The sequence below is a fragment of the Nonomuraea mangrovi genome, assembly GCF_042681425.1.
GTDB lineage: Bacteria > Actinomycetota > Actinomycetes > Streptosporangiales > Streptosporangiaceae > Nonomuraea > Nonomuraea mangrovi.
On the sequence record NZ_JBHUFV010000077.1, the window covers coordinates 34,319 to 53,687 of the forward strand.

14 protein-coding genes and 1 pseudogene are annotated in these 19,369 nt (G+C 70.7%); 11 read left to right on the forward strand and 4 right to left on the reverse strand.

Annotated elements, in window-relative coordinates:
• The first annotated feature begins 70 nt into the window (after positions 1 to 70).
• From ACFSKW_RS46140 to ACFSKW_RS46150, 3 genes are read left to right on the forward strand one after another with little or no spacing between them, the layout of a single operon-like run.
• On the forward strand, positions 71 to 1,618 hold the full coding sequence (locus ACFSKW_RS46140; RefSeq protein WP_379580981.1) for a HEAT repeat domain-containing protein: 1,548 nt from the start codon (positions 71 to 73) through the stop codon (positions 1,616 to 1,618).
• A complete protein-coding gene (locus ACFSKW_RS46145; protein WP_379580959.1) occupies positions 1,615 to 2,223 on the forward strand; it encodes a hypothetical protein in 609 nt (202 codons plus the stop codon). Before ACFSKW_RS46140 ends, ACFSKW_RS46145 begins: the two co-directional genes overlap by 4 nt.
• Positions 2,220 to 3,206 carry a nucleotidyl transferase AbiEii/AbiGii toxin family protein gene (locus tag ACFSKW_RS46150; RefSeq protein ID WP_379580960.1) on the forward strand — a complete coding sequence of 329 codons (987 nt, stop codon included), beginning with the start codon at positions 2,220 to 2,222 and terminating at the stop codon, positions 3,204 to 3,206. Before ACFSKW_RS46145 ends, ACFSKW_RS46150 begins: the two co-directional genes overlap by 4 nt.
• A gap of 2 nt (positions 3,207 to 3,208) precedes the next feature.
• Here the strand turns inward: ACFSKW_RS46150 and ACFSKW_RS46155 are convergent, their stop codons facing one another.
• Entirely contained in the window at positions 3,209 to 4,150 is a 942-nt protein-coding gene (locus ACFSKW_RS46155; protein WP_379580961.1) for a MerR family transcriptional regulator, read from the reverse strand.
• A 45-nt stretch (positions 4,151 to 4,195) separates the two neighbouring features.
• On the opposite strand from ACFSKW_RS46155, the gene rplK reads away from it, so the two are divergent.
• A complete protein-coding gene (rplK, locus tag ACFSKW_RS46160) occupies positions 4,196 to 4,624 on the forward strand; it encodes a 50S ribosomal protein L11 (RefSeq protein WP_379580962.1) in 429 nt (142 codons plus the stop codon).
• 122 nt (positions 4,625 to 4,746) lie between these two features.
• Here rplK and ACFSKW_RS46165 read toward each other — a convergent pair.
• The 3 genes and pseudogenes from ACFSKW_RS46165 to ACFSKW_RS46175 form a co-directional block, all read right to left on the reverse strand.
• Positions 4,747 to 6,809 (reverse strand): annotated as a pseudogene (locus ACFSKW_RS46165) (ABC transporter ATP-binding protein).
• Positions 6,806 to 7,720: an ABC transporter permease gene (locus ACFSKW_RS46170; protein WP_379580963.1), complete on the reverse strand. Its 915-nt coding sequence runs from the start codon at positions 7,718 to 7,720 to the stop codon at positions 6,806 to 6,808. The pseudogene ACFSKW_RS46165 and the gene ACFSKW_RS46170 overlap by 4 nt, the downstream one beginning before the upstream one ends.
• Complete coding sequence (locus ACFSKW_RS46175) at positions 7,713 to 8,693, reverse strand: ABC transporter permease (protein ID WP_379580964.1); 981 nt, start codon at positions 8,691 to 8,693, stop codon at positions 7,713 to 7,715. Before ACFSKW_RS46175 ends, ACFSKW_RS46170 begins: the two co-directional genes overlap by 8 nt.
• Positions 8,694 to 8,914: 221 nt before the next feature.
• Here ACFSKW_RS46175 and ACFSKW_RS46180 point away from each other — a divergent pair, with 221 nt between their 5' ends.
• From ACFSKW_RS46180 to ACFSKW_RS46210, 7 genes are all read left to right on the forward strand, one after another.
• Entirely contained in the window at positions 8,915 to 10,519 is a 1,605-nt protein-coding gene (locus ACFSKW_RS46180) for an N-acyl-D-amino-acid deacylase family protein (protein ID WP_379580965.1), read from the forward strand.
• A gap of 17 nt (positions 10,520 to 10,536) precedes the next feature.
• Positions 10,537 to 12,309 (forward strand): serine hydrolase, encoded by a 1,773-nt coding sequence (locus tag ACFSKW_RS46185; RefSeq protein ID WP_379580966.1) that lies wholly within the window; start codon positions 10,537 to 10,539, stop codon positions 12,307 to 12,309.
• A 75-nt stretch (positions 12,310 to 12,384) separates the two neighbouring features.
• Positions 12,385 to 14,067, forward strand: coding sequence for an ABC transporter family substrate-binding protein (locus ACFSKW_RS46190; RefSeq protein WP_379580967.1), 1,683 nt, complete (start codon positions 12,385 to 12,387; stop codon positions 14,065 to 14,067).
• 26 nt (positions 14,068 to 14,093) lie between these two features.
• Positions 14,094 to 15,185, forward strand: a complete 1,092-nt coding sequence (locus ACFSKW_RS46195) for a M20 family metallopeptidase (RefSeq protein ID WP_379580968.1) — start codon at positions 14,094 to 14,096, stop codon at positions 15,183 to 15,185.
• Positions 15,186 to 15,392: 207 nt separating this feature from the next.
• A complete protein-coding gene (gene arfA / locus ACFSKW_RS46200; protein ID WP_379580969.1) occupies positions 15,393 to 16,895 on the forward strand; it encodes an arabinosylfuranosidase ArfA in 1,503 nt (500 codons plus the stop codon).
• Positions 16,896 to 17,314: 419 nt separating this feature from the next.
• Positions 17,315 to 18,292, forward strand: coding sequence for a LacI family DNA-binding transcriptional regulator (locus ACFSKW_RS46205; RefSeq protein ID WP_379580982.1), 978 nt, complete (start codon positions 17,315 to 17,317; stop codon positions 18,290 to 18,292).
• A 76-nt stretch (positions 18,293 to 18,368) separates the two neighbouring features.
• On the forward strand, positions 18,369 to 19,334 hold the full coding sequence (locus ACFSKW_RS46210; protein WP_379580970.1) for an ABC transporter substrate-binding protein: 966 nt from the start codon (positions 18,369 to 18,371) through the stop codon (positions 19,332 to 19,334).
• Positions 19,335 to 19,369: the final 35 nt, after the last annotated feature.

Here is a 19,369-nt window from a genome sequence, read left to right on the forward strand (position 1 = left end):
CCTCTGCTGTCCGCTGGTGGGAAATATCCGATCGAAAGCGTCGTTGGCCGCGTGGAACGATGTGCGCGTGATGGGCGTCAGGATGTGGTCGCAGCGGTTCGTCCGGCATGAGGAGACGCCCGGTGATCCGGTCGTGGATGTGATTCGCCGGCTGGTCCTGCCGAGCGCACAGGGTCACCGCCACGCCTGTGACGACCTCGCGCGCGCGTTGTTCGGCGTCGTCTGCGACGGGTTGCTCGCCGAGGAGGCACTCGACGTCCTGACCACTGCAGGGCCGACGATCTGGATCGAGCTGGACCCGGCGCTGCGTCCCTGGGCGTACGGCTATCGCGACTCGCGGGTCGCCGCGGCTTCCGCCGTACCGCAGCTGAGCAACGCGCTCGCGGTCGCGCTGGCCGCCTGCAGCCGGGACGGCCGGGAACGTGAGGCGGCGCTCAGGCATCCGCTCATGGGCACGGACGTGCGGCTCCTGCCCGTGCTGGCCATCCGGACCGTGGACTGGGCGCCGGCCGTGCGCCGCCACGCCCTGCGGGTCATGGCGGAGGTTCTGATCCACGCCGACGCGGCGATGCTGCGGGCGTTGGTGCCGGTGACGGTGAGACTCCTGGATCGGCAGCGTGGGGATTCCGTCACGGAGCTGGTCCGTCAGGCCCTGCTGCGGACCGATGACGAGACGCTGAGCGCGGTTCGGCGGTGCGAGGACCTGCGCGGGCGGCGGTTCGCGTACACGGTGTCGCTGGAGGCGGGGAGGATGGACCGGCTGCAGCTCACCGCGGCGGCGCTCGGGGAGCGCGACATCGTTTCCCGGACCCGCTGCGCCGAGGTGCTGGCCGCGCAGGCGCTGGCCGGTGACCGGCCGGAACTGGTGGAGGAACTGCTTGACAGCGGTTCGGCGCGCGTCCGCGTCGAAGCGCTGACCGCGCTGGTGCGGCTCGGCCGTACCGCGGCGGGGGAGAGGTTCCTGGCCGACGAGGCATCCTTGATGCGGCTGACCGCGCAGTGGGCGGTCAGGCGGGCGGGCGGCGACCCGGCCGAGCTCTACCGGCAGCGGCTGGCACCGCCGGCCGGGCGGGGCGCGCGTGGGCTGCTGGCCGGGCTCGGTGACTGCGGCACGCGCTCCGACGCCGACCTGGCGCTTGCCTACCTGCGTGACCCGAGACCGCGTGTCCGGGCGGAGGCCGTGCGCGTGCTTCGCCGCCTGGGCGCACGAGCGGATCTGGCGGATCTGCTGGAGGATCCCGCGCCGGTGGTGGTCCGCAACGTGGTCGACGCGATACGCGCCGCGGGGCCGGGCGTGCCGGCCGAGCGGCTGTGGGCGTTGCTCGGCGAGGACCGTCCTCGTCACGTGCGGCAGGCCGCGCACCGGCTGCTCACCGGGCGTGACGCCTGGACCAGGATCCGGGCGGACCTCGTCCTGGCCGGTGGCCGGGACGAGGCGCTGGTTCTGCGCGCCCGCGCCGACCTGGCCGTCTGGTGCGCGCGGGACGCGGCGACCACGTATCAACGCTGCCCCGACGAGCTGCGTGCGCACCTGCTCGACCTGCTGGCGCGGGCGGAGCACGCCGTGGGTGAGGGCACGGCCCACACGCTGCGCTGGGTGCTCGGAACGCGCGCATGACCGCTTTCGCGGGCGTCTTCGACATCCACCTGACGGTGGCCGCGGGCGACGACGCCGTCCGGCTGGCTCGCTGGGCGCGGGCGAACGGCGTGAAGTTCACCCACATCGTGCTCGCGCGGGGTGAGGCCCCCTCCCAGCCCATGCTGACCCTGGCCGGTCGCGGCACACTGAGCGAGCAGCGGGGCGCGGCGGCCGTCTGCGCGGCGAGGCTGCGCGCGGAGGGGTTCACCGTGGTCCGCGTGAAGATCGAGGCGGCGCCGTGGAACGCCGACGTGCCCCAGGAAGACGTGGTGACGCCCGGGCGCTACTTCGAGCACCACGTCAAGGTCTTGGTCCGCGACGACCTGATCGGCCTGGCGGAGCTGGCACAGGCGCACGCGGCGCACGTGTCGCGCAACGCCAGGCGAAGGCACGGGGACGGGGTGCACGAACGGTTTGTCACCCAGCGCTGCCGCGATGTCGGGCTGCCTGCGGCCCGCCAGCGATTCGACGCGTTGCTGAAGGCGCTGGAGTCGGCAGGCTTCGCCGTACTGGAGGCCGAGCAGGAGTTCGTGGTGTACGACGACAACCCCGGCATTGATCACGGTTGGATCGAGGAGCGATGACATCGTCCTGGGAGCGGTACAAGGGCATGAACGTGCCCGATCAGCAGTGGGTGGCCGGACGCGGGCTGCCGGACTTCCCCGCGACCTACCTGCCGGTCGCGCAGGGGAAGGGAGTCCGGCAGCCGCCGATCTTCGATCCCGCGGTGAAGCAGTTCGCCCGGGCGTTCCGGGCGGGGGAGCCCGCGTTCGAGGACGAGGAAACCGGGCGAAGGTGGCGGCGGGCCCGCCGTTCGGCGATCGACCACCTCGCGCGCATCGTGGCCGGCTCGCCGTGGAGCGAGCATCTGCTACTGCGCGGCAGCCTCCTGCTGGAGGCGTGGATCGGGGAGGAGGCGCGCGAGCCGGGCGACATGGACTGGGTGGTGGTGCCGCACACGATCACTCTGGCCAGCCCGCTGACCGTGCAGATGTTCAGGGGTCTCATCGGCGCCGTCGCCGCGGCACCCGACACACAGGACCAGGTGACCGTGGACGCGGATGACATCGCGGTCGACGACATCTGGACCTACGAGCGTGCGCCAGGACGGCGGCTGGTGTTCACCTGGCGCGCCGAGGGACTGCCGCCGGGAACGGTGCAGCTCGACTTCGTCTTCGCCGAACGCCTGCCGGTCGCCCCCACGACGGCGTTGATCCCGCGGGCCGGTGGGGCCGAGCCGACGCTGGTCCAGGCCGCGACTCCGGAGTTGTCACTGGCTTGGAAGATCCTGTGGTTGGCCGCCGACATGTGGCCGCAGGGCAAGGATCTCTACGACGCCGTCCTGCTGGCCGAGCGGGTCACGCTCGCGCCGGGACTGCTGCGGCCCATGCTGGTCGAGGCGCTGGGCGAGGCCGAGGCGGCGGCTTTCGACGCCGACGCGGTTCGGTCACTGGAGATGGTCGACTGGGCCGAGTTCCACGCCGAGTACCCCCAGGTGCGGGGGAGCGCCACGACGTGGCTGGAACGGCTGGCCCGCGCGCTCGGTCCGTCGTTCGCATCGGCCTGACCCTACGGTGCCGTTCCCCTGGTACTCGACACGCGACTGGTGCTCGACACGCGACTGGTGCTCGACGCGCGACGCAACGTGGCCTCGATCCAGCCGTACGCGAGTGTGGGCTCCGACGGCCAGGGCGTGTCCTGGATGATCGACACCAGCTCCCACAGTCTGGCCGCGCGCGGGTCGTGCTCGTCGAACGCGCGCAGGGCCTCCTCGCGGCTTTGTCCCATGAGCGCCAGGATCCGATCGAGAACCTGCTCGGACTCGGGCGAGCCGGGCTCGATGCCCGCCTGGGAAGCGGTCAGCGCCTCCCGCATGACCTGGATGTTGATCTCGTGCCAGGCGCCGTAATCCCGTTCCTCCGTCCAGAAGTCCCCGCTCTGCCGGCGCAGGCTGTCGCGGTAGTCCTCGTCGGCGAGCAGCTCGGCCAGCTCCAGCCATGCGTCGAGCTGTGCGGTGGTCGGCTCCTCTGGCAGTTCGGGGAGCATGCAATCGCGCATGTGGGTCAGCCACTCGTGCCGAGCCTCGATGTCGCCGCCGACCTCGTCGACGAACTCGTCGAGCAGGATCGCCATCTCGGCCGCGCCGAGCCGCCCGAGCGCGTGGAGTCTGCGCAGATCCTCCTCAGCGGGATCGCCGTCCCGGGCGAGCGTCGCCCTGAGCACCGCCCTGGTCCGCTGGAGCGACTTGAGCTGCGTCTCGACCGCCTTGAGGTGAAGGTCGAGCACGCTCCTCAGCCGGCGGTCGCCGAGCGAGCGGATCGTGGCCAGGTCGACCCCGATCTCCCTGAGCGTGCGGATCAGTTCCAGCCGCGCCCGGTCCTCGTCGCCGTAGAGGCGGTAACCGGAGGGAGTGCGTTCGCGCTCGGGCAGCACGCCCGCGTCCGAGTAGAAGCGGATCGTCTTCACCGGCAGGCCGGTCAGCTTCGCCAGGCGGCCGATCGTGTAGCTCATAATTCCCTTGAGTCTCCAGTAACGGGAGACTTTAGCGTAACCGGCATGGCGAAGAAGAAGGTAGCCAGGGTCGTCACCCTGCACATTCAGGCCGGCGAGGCGGGCCCGGCGAACGTCGGCAAGGACCTCGGCCCGCTCGGTATCAACCTCATGGAGTTCTGCCGGCAGTACAACGCGCAGACGCAGGACCGGCGCGGGTTCGTGATCCCCGCGGTCATCACCGTCTACGAGGACAGGTCGTTCGAGGTCGTCACCAAGCAGCCGACCACCGCCTCGCTGATCCGCCGCATCGCCGGGCTCGACGGCGGCAGCCCGCGTCCGGGCCACCAGAGCGGCGGCTGGATCACCCGTGCCCAGCTCCGCGAGGTCGCCCAGGCCAAGCTCCCCGACCTCAACACCGCCGACCTGGATCAGGCCGAGAAGATCGTCGCGGGCACGGCCCGCTCCATGGGTCTCACCGTCCGCGATGAGTAGAGGCGGCGGGGTCGGCCTGACGTGGCGGGCGAATCATTCCGCCCGCCAGCGTACGGCCTGACGTGGCGGGCGAGTCATTCCGGCCGCCAGGCGTCGTACGGCCGGGCGGAGAGGCGGACAGGTCAGACGACGGCGACGGCCTCGGCGTAGTGGCAGGCGGACGGATGGCCCTGACCGCGGTCGACCAGCTCCGGCGCCCGCTCGACGCAGGCCGCCTGCTCGGCGTCGGTGAGCTGGGCGAACTTCGGGCAGCGGGTGCGGAACCTGCAGCCGCTCGGCGGACTGGCAGGGTTGGGGACGTCCCCGTGAATGACGATCCGCTCGCGAGCCCTGATCCGTTCGCGCCGCGGGTCCGGCAGCGGGATGGCGGCGATCAGCGCCTGGGTGTACGGGTGGGCGGGCCGGTCGAACAGCTCGTCCCTGTCGCCGATCTCGACGACCCTGCCGAGGTACATCACGGCGACCCGGTGCGCGATGTGCCGGACCACGGACAAGTCGTGGGCGACGAAGAGATAGGCGAGACCCAGCTGCTCCTGGAGGTCCTCGAGCAGGTTGACGACGCCCGCCTGGATCGACACGTCGAGCGCCGACACCGGTTCGTCGAGCACGAGCAGCTCGGGCCGCATCGCCAGCGCCCTGGCGATGCCCACGCGCTGCCGCTGGCCGCCGGAGAACTCGTGCGGGTAGCGGTTGCCGTGCTCGGGGTCGAGCCCGACGGTGCCGAGCAGTTCACGTACCCGGTCAGGCCCGCCCTGGCCGTAGGTGCCGTGGATGCGCAGCGGCTCGGCGATCGCGTTGCCGACGGTCATCCGCGGGTCGAGGGAGGCGTACGGGTCCTGGAACACGATCTGCATGCGTTGCCGCAGCCGGCGCATTTCCGTGTCGCCGGTCGCGCCGAGGTCCTGACCGTCGAACAGCACCTGCCCGGAGGTCGGTCGCTGCAGGTGGAGTACGGCCCGCCCGGTGGTCGACTTGCCGCAGCCCGACTCGCCGACCAGGCCGAGGGTCTCGCCCCTGTGCAGGTCGAACGACACCCCGCACACGGCGTGCACGTCGCCGGTGGCCCGCCGGAGCAGACCCTTGCCGCGCACCGGATAGTGCTTGACCAGGTCCCGCACGGACAGCAGCGGCCGTGGGCTCATCGTGCGCCTCCAGCGTTGTCGACCGATGTCAGAGTGAAGACGTCCTCGGGCCGCCGGCCCTCCAGATCGGCGGAGAAGTGGCAGGCGGCCAGGTGGCCAGGGCCCGAGGCGGCGAGCAGTTCGGGCTCGGTCGTCTCGCAGATCTCCTGCCGCATCGGGCACCGGGGCGCGAAGGGGCATCCGGGCGGTGGCTCGAGCAGCGAAGGCGGCGACCCGGTGATCGGGACCAGCCGGTCACCCCTGCGGGCGCTGTCGAGCCTGGGAAGGCTGCCGATCAGGCCGAGCGTGTACGGCATGCGCGGCCGGTAGTAGATGTCGTCGACGTCCCCGAGCTCCACCGGCCGGCCGGCGTACATGACGAGGACCCGGTCGGCCGTCCCCGCGACGACACCGAGGTCGTGGGTGATCAGCACCATGGCGGCGCCGGTCGCGGCCCGCGCGGTCTCCAGCGCCCGCAGCACCTGCGCCTGGACGGTGACGTCGAGCGCGGTGGTCGGCTCGTCGGCGATGATGACGTCCGGGTCGTTGGCCATCGCCGTGGCGATGACCACTCGCTGGCGCATGCCGCCGGAGAACTCGTGCGGATAGTCGCGGGCACGCTGCCTGGGACGCGGGATCTGCATCATCCCCAGCAGCTCGACGGCGCGTTCACGGGCCGCCGCGGCGCTGACGTCGTTGTGTGCCCTGACCGCCTCGGCGATCTGGTCGCCCACGGGGTGGACGGGGTTGAGCGAGGTCATCGGGTCCTGGAAGACCATCGCGATCCGGCCGCCGCGGACGGCTCGCATCTCCTTGTCGGGCGCGCCGAGCAGCTCCCTGCCGCGGAACCTGACCGAGCCGCCCACCTTCGCCGAGGCCGGCAGCAGGCCCATCACCGCCATGGAGGTGACCGACTTGCCCGAGCCTGACTCGCCGACGATCCCGAGCACCTCGCCCCGCCGCAGGCCGTAACCGACCCCGCGGACCGCCTGGACCAGGCCGTCGTCGGTCGGGAACGCCACGGTGAGGTCCTCGACCTCGAGCACGGTCTCGCCGCCGGTCATGCGCGCACCTTCCGCTGGGTCGGGTCGAAGGCGTCGCGCAGCCCGTCGCCGATGAAGTTGATGGTCAGGGCGATCACCACGATGAACGCGCCAGGGAAGTAGAACAGCCACGGCCGGGTGCTGACCGCGGTGTCGGCCTCGCTGACCAGCAGGCCGAGCGAGGTGTCGGGCGGCTGGACGCCCAGGCCGAGGAACGACAGGGCCGTCTCGACCAGGATCGCGGCGGCCACGAGGATCGTGATGTTGACGATGATCGGCCCGAGCGCGTTCGGGATCAGGTGCCGGAAGATGATCCAGCGGTCGGTGGCGCCGAGCGCGCGGCTCGCCTCGACGTACTCCTTCTCGCGCAGTGACAGCATGACGCCGCGCACGACGCGGGACACGTACGCCCACTGGAGGGCGGCGATGACGAGGGCGACGAACCACCACGAGCCCGAGGTCGCGCGGGTCAGCACGGCGGCGACCGCCAGCAGCGGCAGCGTGAGGACCAGGTCGGCGAACCGCATCATCACGCTGTCGGCGACACCGCGGTAGTAGCCGGAGAACGCGCCCCACAGGGTGCCCGCCAGCCCGGCCAGGAACGCGATGAGCAGGGCGATCTCGATCGAGCGCTGGGTGCCACGCAGCACCTGGGCGAAGGTGTCGTGGCCGAGGTTGTCGGTGCCGAAGGGGTGCTCGAGCGAGGGCGGGACCGAGGCCGCCGAGGTGATGTCGGCGTAGTCGTAGCGCCAGAGCGCGCCGCCGACGAAGGCCAGGAGGACGACGGCGACGAACAGCACCAGGCTGATCACCGCCGCCTTGTGCCGGAGGAACCGGCGCAGCACCAGCTCACCCTGGCCGCGTTGCCGTACCACGACGGCCGCCGGCCGGTTCGGTGCGTGGCCGACCATGGCCTCGGTGTCGTCATTCATAGCGGATCCGCGGGTCGAGAACGGCGTACAGCAGGTCGGCGATCAGGTTGAACACGATGACGGCGACCGCGACCACCAGCAGCCACGCCAGCACCGCGTAGGCGTCGCGCTGGTCGACCGAGGTGACGAGGAAGTCCCCGAGTCCCCGCCACTGGAAGACCGTCTCGGTGATGACCGCGCCGGAGATCAGCGAGGCGAAGTCGAGCGCGGTGACCGTGGTCATGGGGATGAGCGCCGTCCGCAGCGCGTGCCGGACGACCACCCGTCGTCGTGAGAGCCCCTTGGCCCTGGCGAACAGGACGTAGTCGCTGTTCAGCACGTCGAGCATCGACGCGCGCTGGAACCGGCTCCAGGCGCCGAACGAGATCAGCGCCAGCGAGATCGTCGGCAGCACCATGTGGCCCGCCGTGTCGACCAGCTGGGCCCACGCCCCGCCGTCGACGACGACGGATCTCTCCCCGATCGTGTACACCACCTGGTCTCCGACGAGTTTGTTGAGCGAGATGCCGCCCTGTTTGAGCAGCACGGCGAACCAGAACGACGGCATGGACAGGAACAGGAACGCGGCGAGGGTGAACCCGTAGTCGAGCCCCGAGTACTGCTTCACCGCGCTGAGCACGCCCACCACGACGGCGAGGGCCAGGGCCAGGACGACGGCCACGGCGATCAGCCGGACGGTGACGCCGAACCTGGTGGCGATCTCGTGGCCGATGTCCAGGTTGGTCCGCACTGATGGGCCGAAGTCGCCGCGGACCACGCCGGTGATCCAGGTCCAGTACCGCAGCAGCGGCGGCTCGTCCAGGTGCAGCCGCTGCTCCTCGACCGCTATCACCTGCGGCGACGGGGGAGGGTTGCGGCCCTTGAGGTTGGCGAGCGGGTCGCCGGACAGCGTCACGAGCAGGAAGACGACGAAGGTCGAGGCCACGACCACCGGTACGGCGACCAGCAGGCGGCGCAACGCGTAGACGAGCACGATCGGATCACCGGCTCCTCATCGCGCCCTCGACCTCGCCGGGCGGCGTTGGTGTGGTGGGGGTGCTCTCCATGGTCGACCTCCGCGTCGCCGTACAGGACCTCGTAGCCAGTGCAGCCGTTCGGGCCGCCCGGTACTTCGTCGAAAGCGACGTAAGATCTCCGACGAGTTCGTCGGATCGAATGAACTGCCGGAGCCCCCCGTCGGCGCAGGATGCTCGCATGTCGACGACGCTGGTGATTCGCGGTGGCACAGTCCATGACGGCAACGGCGGCCCAGGCCGTGTTGCCGACGTCCTCGTCGACGGTGACCGGATCGTCGCCGTCGAGCCCGGCGCGGGCGGGCACGACACGCCCGTGCTCGACGCCACCGGTCTGGTGGTGGCGCCCGGTTTCGTGAACGTGCTGAGCCACGCCTACTTCACCCTGGAGAAGGACGGCCGCGGCCTGTCCGACCTGTACCAGGGCGTGACCACGCAGGTGTTCGGCGAGGGCGTCTCGATCGGTCCCTTGACGCCGGCCGTCAGGGCCGAGCTCGAAGCGACGTTCGTCGAGCCCGGCGATCCGCCGCTGGTGTGGGAACGGCTGTCGGAGTTCCTCGCCCACCTCGAGGGCAAGGGAGTGGTCCAGAACGTCGCGAGCTTCGTCGGCGCGCACAACCTGCGCATGATCGGGGCAGGCGCGGACGACCGGCCGATGACCGCGGCGGAGCTCTCGCGGGTCCGGGGCATCCTCGACGAGGAGATGGCCGACGGCGCCCTGGGGCTGGGGTCGGCGCTCATCTACCCGCCGGGGTGTTTCGCCTCGACCGACGAGCTGGTGGCACTGTGCGAGGTGGTCGCCCGGCACGACGGCATGTACATCTCGCACATGCGCAGCGAGGGCGACCACTTCCTCGACGCCGTCGACGAGCTGATCGAGATCGGCCGCCGGGCCGAGCTGCACGCGGAGATCTACCACCTCAAGACCGCAGGACGGCGCAACTGGCCGAAGATGGCGCGAGCCGTCGAGCGTGTCGAGGCCGCCCGGGCGGCGGGCCGGCCCGTGACCGCCGACATCTACCCCTATCTCGCCGGGCAGACGCAGCTCGCCGCGTCGATCCCGCCGGACTTCCATGACGGCGGCCACGAGGCACTCGCTGCCAGGTTGGCCGACCCGGCCGAACGGGCGCGCATCCGCGCGGCCGTCGAGGCCCCGTCGGAGCGCTGGGAGAACCTCTACCTGGCCACGGGCGGCGCGAGCGGAGTCATGCTGCTGCCCGACCCGAACGGGCCGGCGGCCGAGTACCGGGGGCTCAGCCTCCTGCAGGCGGCGGACGCGGACGGCACCGAGCCGGTGGAGATGCTGCTCAAGCTGGTCGAGCAGGAGCCGGCGCTGCACGCCATGTACTTCATGATGGATGAGGAGGCGCTGCGCACAGCGCTGCGCAACCCGTGGGTCTCGGTCGGCTCCGACGCCCCGACCTTCGCGGTCGAGTCGCCGGACGCCGACGCCCCCACCCATCCGCGGGCCTACGGGACGTTCGCCCGCATCCTCGGCAGGTACGTCCGCGAGCAGTCGCTGCTCACCCTGGGCGAGGCCGTGCGCCGGATGACCAGCCTGCCGGCAGGCAACCTCGGCCTGCGTGATCGCGGCCTGCTCGCCCCCGGCCACTACGCCGACATCGTCGTGTTCGACCCCGGCACGGTCGCCGATCTGGCGACGTACGAGGAGCCGCACCAGTACGCGACCGGTGTCCGGCACGTGGTGGTCAACGGACAGACCGCGCTCGCCGACGGCGTGCCCACCGGACTTCTGCCCGGCCGCGCACTGCGGCGCGGGCGCTGAGACGACAGGAGCCACCCGTGAAGCAGCAGGCGGAACAGGTCCTCGGCGCCGTCGGCGCGCGAGCCTGGGTGCACGCCGTCGACCTGGACAGCGGCAAGGAGGCCGGCTACGGCGAGGACGGGCTCGTGGTGCTGGCCGGCGTCTTCAAGATCCCCGTGCTGGTCGAGCTGTTCCGCCGCTTCGGCGACGGGCGCCTCGACCCCGGCGCGCGCGTCGACGTCCCGGTCGAGGGCCGCTCGGCCGGTCCCACCGGACTGTCGGTGATGGCCGACCCGATCGAGATCTCGCTGCGCGACCTGGCCTACTGGATGATGAGCGTCAGCGACAACGCCGCCACCGACATCCTCGTCAACCTGCTGGGCACCGAGTCGATCAACGCCACCCTGCGCGAGCTGGGCCTGACCGGGACCCGTGTCGACGGCACCTGCGACGACCTCTACCGGATGATGGAGGAGGACGTGCCGGGCGGCGAGGGCGATCCCGAGACGCTGCGCGCCGCGCGAGCGGTCGACCCGGAACGTGCCCTGCAGTCCGGCACGCCCCGAGAGATCACCCGGCTGCTCGCCGCCATCTGGAACGACGAGGCGGCCGGCCCCGAGCAGTGCGCCGAGATGCGGCGCATCCTCGGCCTGCAGGCCTGGCCGCACCGGCTGCGCAGCGGGTTCACCGAGCCCGGCGCGCAGGTCAGCGCCAAGACCGGCACCCTCCGCTTCTGGCGCAACGAGGTCGGCGTCGTCGAGGACGGCGGCAGGCGGTACGCGGTCGCGGTGTTCGTGCGGAGCGACGACCACGAGTACCGCCGGCCCGCGGCCGACGCGTGCGTGGGCACGCTCGGCAGGCTGGCCGTCGACCACCTGCGCTCGGCCGAGACCCGCCTGCGGACCCCGGCCACCGCCAGAGCGGCGACACCCGAGCGGATCCGCGACCACGCGCGCTCACTCGGCGCGGGCATCTGGCTGCACGCGCGGGATCTCGGCAGCGGCAGGACGGTCGGCGTCGGCGAGAGCACACCGGTCGTCACCGCCTCGGTGCTCAAGGTGCCGGTGGCGCTGGAGCTGGCCCGCCAGTGCGTGAGCGGCGAGGTCGACCTCACCGAGCGGGTCGTTGTTCCTGACGAGGGCACGGTGCCCTCGCCGTTCGGTCTGGCCGCGCACCGCGACCCCGTCCTCGTCTCCTACCGCGACCTCGCCCACCTGATGATGGTCATCAGCGACAACGTGGCCACCGACCTCGTCATCGACCGGGTCGGCAAGGACCGGGTGGCTGCGCTGCTGGCGGGGCTTGGCCTCACCGCCACCGCCGTGCCGCAGAACTGCGCCGAGATCCTGGCCGGTATCGACGAGGACCTCGGCATCTCCTACATCGACGACGAACGTCAACTGCAAGGGATGCCGCTGGAGCGCCTCCAGGCGCTGCGGGCGCTGGCGCCGGAGCAGACCTGCCGGACGACACCCGAGGAGATCACCCGGCTGCTGGCCGCGATCTGGCGTGACGAGGCCGCCGACCCGCAGGCCTGCGCCCTGGTACGCGGCTGGATGGGCGACCAGATCTGGCCGCACCGGCTGACCAGCGGATTTCCCGCGGACGACATCCTGGTCAGCGGCAAGACCGGCACCCTTCCGCTGGTCCGCAACGAGGTCGGCGTGGTCGAGTTCCCCGACGGCGGCAGGTACGCCGTGGGGGTGTTCACCCGGACCGACGACCCCACCCCCAACGCCCCGCACCTCGACGCCCTGATCGGGTGGGCGGCCGCCGAAGCCGTCGCGCAGCTGCGCGGCGAGCGCCCCTGATCCTCCTCACCCCCGGGAGCCGACCATGGCTTTTCGCAGGACGTACCACTGGCTCTGACGACAAGCGCCCTGGCATTGCTGCTCGCCGCCTGCGCGGGCGGCGGTGGCGGCACGACGACGACCGGCGACGGCCGCGTCACGGGTGATGTCAACACGGCGAACACCGCCACGGTCGGCACCGGCGGGACGGTGACCTACACGATCACCTATCCGATCTCGAACTGGAACGTCCTGAACACCGGCGGCGCGACGTACTCGGTGATCGACATCTCCAGCGTGCTGCTGCCGGGCGTCTTCATGATCAGGCCGGACGGTTCGGTCGTCCGCAACGAGACGCTCGTGACGAGCGCGGAGAAGGTCTCCGACTCGCCGCAGACGATCAAGTACACGATCGACCCGAAGGCGGTCTGGTCCGACGGGCAGCCGATCTCGGCGGACGACTTCGTCTACACCTGGCGGGCCCTCGACCCGCGCCAGTGCCAGAAGTGCCAGGCCGGCAACACCGCCGGCTACGACCGGATCACCTCGGTCACGGGCTCGGACCAGGGCAGGACCGTCACCGTCGTGTTCGACCGGCCGTACGTGGACTGGAGGGCGTTGTTCTCGCCGTTCCTGCCGGCGCACGTCGCGAAGACCTACGGGCCGATCGACACCGCCGCCGGTCTGGAGAAGAGCTTCAACGAGGGCTTCGCCACGTCGGTCCCGAAGTTCTCCGCGGGGCCGTTCAGGATCCAGGAGTTCACCGCCGACGGTTCGGTGGTGATGGTCCGCAACGAGAAGTGGTTCGGCAAGCCGCCGAATCTCGACAAGCTGGTCTTCCGCCTCATCACGGACGTCTCGCAGCAGCCGACGTCGCTGGCGAACGAGGAGGTCGACGTCATCTACCCCAACCCGCAGGTCGACATCGTCCAGCAGGTCGACGAGCTACCCGCGGTTCGCTACCAGGTGTCGCCGAGCGCCTCGGTCCACCAAATCTGGCTGAACCTCAACGCACCCGCGCTGAAGGACGTGGCGTTGCGCAAAGCGATCTTCCAGGCGGTGAGCGTCCAGGATCTGATCGACAAGACGATCGGCCAGTTCGACGACACGGCGCAACCGCTGCGCAGCCACATGTTCCTCAGCGGTGCTCCCGGCTACACCGACACGGTGAGCGAGTTCGAGTACGGCATCGGCGACGCGGGCAAGGCCAGGAAGACGCTGGAGGACGCCGGCTACACCGGTGTCGGCTCGAAGCTCGTCGCGCCCGACGGCAAGGCCGTTCCCACGTTGCGCTTCGCGGTCCAGGCCGGTGACAAGCTGCGTGCCAGCGAGGCCCAACTGGTCAAGGCGGCACTCGCGCCGCTGGGTGTCGAGGTGCAGGTCGCGACCGTGTCCAACACGGTCGAGGCCGTGCAGGAGGGGAACTGGGCCATGACCGTCGGCACGGTGTCGCAGTCGCCTTTCACCGCGACCAGCAACATCCCGTACTACCTGAGCTGCGAAGAAGGAGTGACCTTCTGCCGGTTCAACCTCAACAACTACGGCAACCCCCAGGTCGACACGCTGCTCGACGAGGCGCTGTCGGCCACGAGCACGCAGACGGCGACGAAGAAGCTGCAGGAGGCCGACAAGATCGTCTCGTCGGACTACGCGGTCCTGCCGCTCTACCAGAACAGGTCCTTTCTCGCCTACGACGCGAAGCTCGGCAACATCCGCGAGAACAGCCTGGGCTTCCCGACCTACAACACCGAGCAGTGGGGACTGCTCGGCGAGTCGTGACGGACACCGGAGGAAGGAGGACGTCCATGGACGAGCCGATGCTGGCGGATCTCGAGCGGCTGGTCCGCTGCGAGTCGCCCTCTTCGAACGTCAGCGCGCTGCACCGGTGCGCCGACGTGCTGGCCGAGATCGGCGCGGAGCGGCTGGGCGCGGCGCCGGTCCGCTCCGAGGCCGGTGGAAAACCGGTCCTGTGGTTCGGGACCGACGATCCCGCGGTGCTGCTCCTGGGCCACCTCGACACGGTCCACCCTCTCGGGACGCTCGCCGAGGTGCCGTACCGGCTGGCCGGCGGGCGGGTCTACGGGCCCGGCGTCTTCGACATGAAGGCCGGGCTGGTGCAGGCGCTGCACGCGATGGCGGGAGCCGAGCACCGCGACAGGGCCGCCCTGCTCGTCACCTCCGACGAGGAGCTCGGCTCGCCCGACAGCAGGCCGGTCATCGAGGCGGCGGCGCGCCGTACCGGGGCGGTGCTCGTGCTCGAAGCGAGCAGCGAGGGCAGGCTCAAGACCGCGCGCAAGGGAGTCTCCGACTACCACGTGCTGTTCAGCGGCCGCGCCGCCCACGCGGGCCTGGAGCCGGACAAGGGGGCCAACGCCTGCGTGGCGCTCGCCCACGCCGTGCTCGCGATCGTGGACCTCGCCGACCCCCTCGCGGGGACGACCGTCACGCCGACGGTCGCCTCGGCGGGGACGACGTCCAACACCGTCCCCGACCAGGCTTCGCTGCTGGTCGACGTGCGGGCGGCGACGATCGCGGAGCAGGAGCGCGTCGACAAGGCGATGCGGGCGCTGACCAGCCCGGTGCCCGGCGTCGGCATCGAGCTGCGCGGCGGGATCAACCGCCCGCCGCTGGAGCCGGAGGCGTCGGCGCGGCTGTTCGCCCTCGCGCGGCAGGTGGCCGTCGAGCTCGGGTCGCCGCTCCTCGAAGGCGCTCACGTCGGCGGCGGCTCCGACGGCAACATCACCGCGGGCCTCGGCGTCGACACACTCGACGGACTCGGAGCCGTCGGCGACGGCGCCCACACCAGGCACGAGTGGGCCGACGTCGCCGCGCTCGTCGAACGGACGCGGCTGGTGTCGCGGCTGGTCGACAGGATCGTCTCCGGAGCGCGCAGTTGACGGCGTCCTCAACGGGGCGCGCGGCGGACGGTCCCGCGCACGGTACGTGACGGTCCCGTCGTCAGGGGCGTGCCGCCGACGGCCGCACGCCCCTGACCAGGGAAAGCGGATCATGATGGAACTCGTGCTTGACGGCGGCGGCCGGAGTGCTGACACTCTCATCCAAGCGAGCAAGATGTTAACGCTAACATACGCGAGGAGACGTTCGTGCTGACCGCTCATGTCACGCTGGACCCCGCCTTCCGCCTTGCGCCCGTCCATCGGCGAACGTTCGGCACCTTCGTCGAGCACCTGGGCCGGTGCGTCTACACCGGCCTGTACGAACCCGGCCACCCCACCGCCGACGAGGACGGATTCCGGCGCGACGTGCTGGAGCTGACCCGCGAGCTGGGCGTCACCACGGCCCGCTACCCAGGCGGGAACTTCGTCTCCGGCTACCGCTGGGAGGACGGCATCGGGCCGCGCGAGCACCGGCCGCGCAGGCTCGACCTGGCCTGGCACAGTACGGAGACCAACGAGTTCGGGCTGGACGAGTTCGTCCGCTGGACGCGCAAGGCGGAACTCGAGCCGATGATGGCGGTCAACCTGGGCACGCGCGGCATCGCCGAGGCGGTGGACCTGCTCGAGTACTGCACGATCGGCTCCGGCACCCACCTGTCCGACCTGCGTGTCGCCAACGGTGCCAAGGAGCCGTACGACATCCGCATGTGGTGCCTGGGCAACGAGATGGACGGCCACTGGCAGATCGGCCACAAGGACGCGCGCGAGTACGGGCGCCTGGCGGCCGCCACCGCCAGGGCCATGCGCATGCTCGATCCGGGGCTGGAGCTCGTGGCCTGCGGAAGCTCGGCATCGAGCATGCCGACCTTCGGCGCATGGGAGGCCACCGTGCTGGAGGAGACCTACGACGTGGTGGACTTCGTCTCCTGCCACGCCTACTACGAGGAGCACGACGGCGACCTGGCCGGCTTCCTGGCCTCCGCGGTCGACATGGACCACTTCATCGACTCGGTGGTGGCCACCGCCGACAGCGTCGGCGCCAGGCTGAAGTCCACCAAGAAGATCAACATCTCCTTCGACGAATGGAACGTCTGGTACCTGTCCCGCTACCAGAACGCGGAACCGCCGCGGGACTGGCCGGTCGCGCCGCGCCTGCTGGAGGACCACTACCACCTGGCCGACGCGGTGACCCTCGGCGGCCTGCTGATCTCGCTGCTGCGCCACAGCGACAGGGTGACCTCCGCATGCCTGGCCCAGCTGGTCAACGTCATCGCTCCGATCATGACCGAGCCCGGCGGACGGGCGTGGCGGCAGACCACCTTCCACCCGTTCGCCCAGGCCTCCCGCCACGCCGCAGGAGACGTGCTGCGCGTCGAGGTCGCCTCGCCCACGCACGAGACCGAGCGCTACGGCGAGGTCGCCACGCTCGACGCCGTCGCCACCCATGACGGCGAGTCCACCACGCTGTTCGCCGTCAACCGCTCGGTCGACCGGCCGCTCACGCTGACGGCCGACCTGCGCGCGCTCGGCCCGGTACGGATCGCCGAGGCCACCGTCCTGTCCGGTCCCGACCCCTACGCCCGCAACACCGCCGACGCGCCCGACACCGTCAGGCCGCGGCGCAACGACGAGGCCCGCCTGGACGGCGGCGCCCTCGAGCTCACCCTCCCGCCCGTCTCGTGGAACGTGATCCGCCTGACCCGCGCATAGCCGCCCTCGAGGGGAGGGCGACGCCCGGCGTGCACCGCATGCCCTGCCACCTGGTGATTCGTGACTCCACGGCGCCGCAGGGCATGGCCTCATAGGCCCACTCGGCCCGGAGCGCCCGCGGGCGTGCGGGTGAAGGCGGGGGAGGGGCTCTCCACCCGCCGCTCCACCGGCGCGGCCTCGGTCCGCCTGCGGACGGCTTCGCACAGCCTCCCGAGAATGTTAGCGCTAACAAGCGAAGACCGGTGACCAGTTAAGGCTCTCGGCGGTCGTCGCGTCAAGGGGTGTTTCCATCAGGTTTCGTGTAACCGGACCGTAATCGAGCAGCCCCTTGACGACACCTATTGTTAGCGTTCACAGTCTGTGCCAAGCGAGGAAGGAGCAACGCTGTGGCATCGACTCAGGGACGCAGTCCGCCCGTGATGGCCGACGTGGCCGAGGAGGCGGGAGTGTCCCACCAGACGGTCTCACGCGTGCTCAACGACCACCCCAACGTGCGCGGCGAGACCAGAACCCGGGTCCTCGAAGCGATCGACAAGCTCGGCTACCGCCGCAACCTCGTCGCCCGCGCGCTGGTCACCAGGCACTCCAGGACGTTGGGCGTGGTCAGCTTCGACACCACGCTGTACGGCCCCGCCAGCACGGTCTACGGCATCGAGCAGGCCGCCAGGGCCGCCGGCTACTTCATCAGCATCGTCAGCCTCAAGTCGATCGACAGATCGGGGATGCGCGACGCGCTCGACTACCTGGCCGACCAGGGCGTCGACGGCATCGTCGTGGTCGCCCCGCAGTGGACGGCGAGCCAGGCGCTCTCCGATCTGCGGCTCGACCTGCCCATGGTGGCGGTGGAGGGCGGCGAGGCCGACGGGCTCTCCGTCGTCTGCGTCGACCAGGTGGAGGGCGGCAGGCTCGCCACCGAGCACCTGCTCGCGCTCGGTCACGAGACCGTGTGGCACGTTCGCGGGCCGTCGGACTGGCTGGAGGCGGAGGGCCGCGTGTCCGGGTGGCGCGCCGCGCTGGAGCGAAAGGGTCGCGATGCGCCCAAGCCTCTGCTCGGCGACTGGAGTCCCCGCTCCGGTTACGAGGCGGGACGCAGCCTGGCGGCGATCACCGATGTCACCGCGGTGTTCGTCGCCAACGATCAGATGGCGCTGGGCGTGCTGCGGGCGTTCACAGAGCTGGGGGTGACGGTGCCCGAGCAGGTGAGCGTCGTCGGATTCGACGACATCCCCGAGTCGGAGTTCTTCTCGCCTCCGCTCACCACCATCAGGCAGGACTTCGGCGCGGTGGGCAGGCACAGCATCGAGGTGCTCCTGAGACAGATCGAGGGCACCGACGAGCTCCAGCGGCTCGTGGTGCCGCCCTCGCTCATCTCCCGGGCCAGCGCGGCCCGGCGATAGCCGTACAGGATCGGCAGGAGGGCGCGGCTCGCCGAGCGCGAGCGTTAGCGCTCACATCAGAAAGGACACCCCTCACGTGTTGAAGAGGATCTCGGTGCTGGTGCTCACCGGGCTGGTCGCGATGTCGGTCGCCTCGTGCGGCTCCGGCGGCGGTTCGGGCGACGGCACGATCACGATGGGCTTCTCCCAGGTCGGCGCGGAGAGCGGCTGGCGCACGGCCAACACCAAGTCCGTCCAGGACTCGGCCAAGGAGGCCGGCATCACGCTGAAGTTCTCCGACGCGCAGCAGAAGCAGGAGAACCAGATCAAGGCGATCCGCTCCTACATCCAGCAGAAGGTGGACGTCATCGCCTTCTCCCCGGTGGTCGAGTCGGGCTGGGACACCGTGCTCAAGGAGGCCAAGGACGCCAAGATCCCGGTCATTCTCACCGACAGGTCGGTGGACTCCAAGGACACCAGCCTGTACAAGACCTTCCTCGGCTCGGACTTCGTGGAGGAGGGCCGCAAGGCGGGCACGTGGCTGGTGGAGGAGTACAAGTCCGCCACCGACCCGGTGAACATCGTCGAACTGCAGGGCACCACCGGCTCGGCTCCGGCCAACGACCGCAAGGCGGGCTTCGCCGAGATCATCGGGGCCGACCCCAAGTTCAAGGTGATCGCCTCGCAGACGGGCGACTTCACCAGGGCCAAGGGCAAGGAGGTCATGGAGGCCTTCCTGAAGTCCAACCCTGACATCGACGTGCTGTACGCGCACAACGACGACATGGGCCTGGGTGCCATCGAGGCGATCGAGGGCGCGGGCAAGGTCCCCGGCAAGGACATCAAGATCATTACGGTCGACGCGGTCAAGGACGGGATGCAGGCGCTCGCGGACGGGAAGATCAACTACATCGTCGAATGCTCCCCGCTGCTCGGCCCGCAGCTGATGGACCTGGCCAAGAAGGTCGTCAAGGGAGAGAGCGTCGAGGCCCGCGTGGTGACAGAGGAGACGACGTTCACCCAGGAGCAGGCCAAGACCGCGCTGCCCAGCCGCAAGTACTGACGCCGTCCGCCCGGTGCGGGCGCTGACGCGAAGGC

Coding starts and splice junctions, on each gene's coding strand:
- ACFSKW_RS46140 (WP_379580981.1), top strand. CDS start 71: ATGGGCGTCAGGATGTGGTCGCAGCGGTTCGTCCGGCATGAGGAGACG.
- ACFSKW_RS46145 (WP_379580959.1), top strand. CDS start 1,615: ATGACCGCTTTCGCGGGCGTCTTCGACATCCACCTGACGGTGGCCGCG.
- ACFSKW_RS46150 (WP_379580960.1), top strand. CDS start 2,220: ATGACATCGTCCTGGGAGCGGTACAAGGGCATGAACGTGCCCGATCAG.
- ACFSKW_RS46155 (WP_379580961.1), bottom strand. CDS start 4,150: ATGAGCTACACGATCGGCCGCCTGGCGAAGCTGACCGGCCTGCCGGTG.
- rplK (WP_379580962.1), top strand. CDS start 4,196: ATGGCGAAGAAGAAGGTAGCCAGGGTCGTCACCCTGCACATTCAGGCC.
- ACFSKW_RS46170 (WP_379580963.1), bottom strand. CDS start 7,720: ATGAATGACGACACCGAGGCCATGGTCGGCCACGCACCGAACCGGCCG.
- ACFSKW_RS46180 (WP_379580965.1), top strand. CDS start 8,915: ATGTCGACGACGCTGGTGATTCGCGGTGGCACAGTCCATGACGGCAAC.
- ACFSKW_RS46195 (WP_379580968.1), top strand. CDS start 14,094: ATGGACGAGCCGATGCTGGCGGATCTCGAGCGGCTGGTCCGCTGCGAG.
- ACFSKW_RS46205 (WP_379580982.1), top strand. CDS start 17,315: ATGGCCGACGTGGCCGAGGAGGCGGGAGTGTCCCACCAGACGGTCTCA.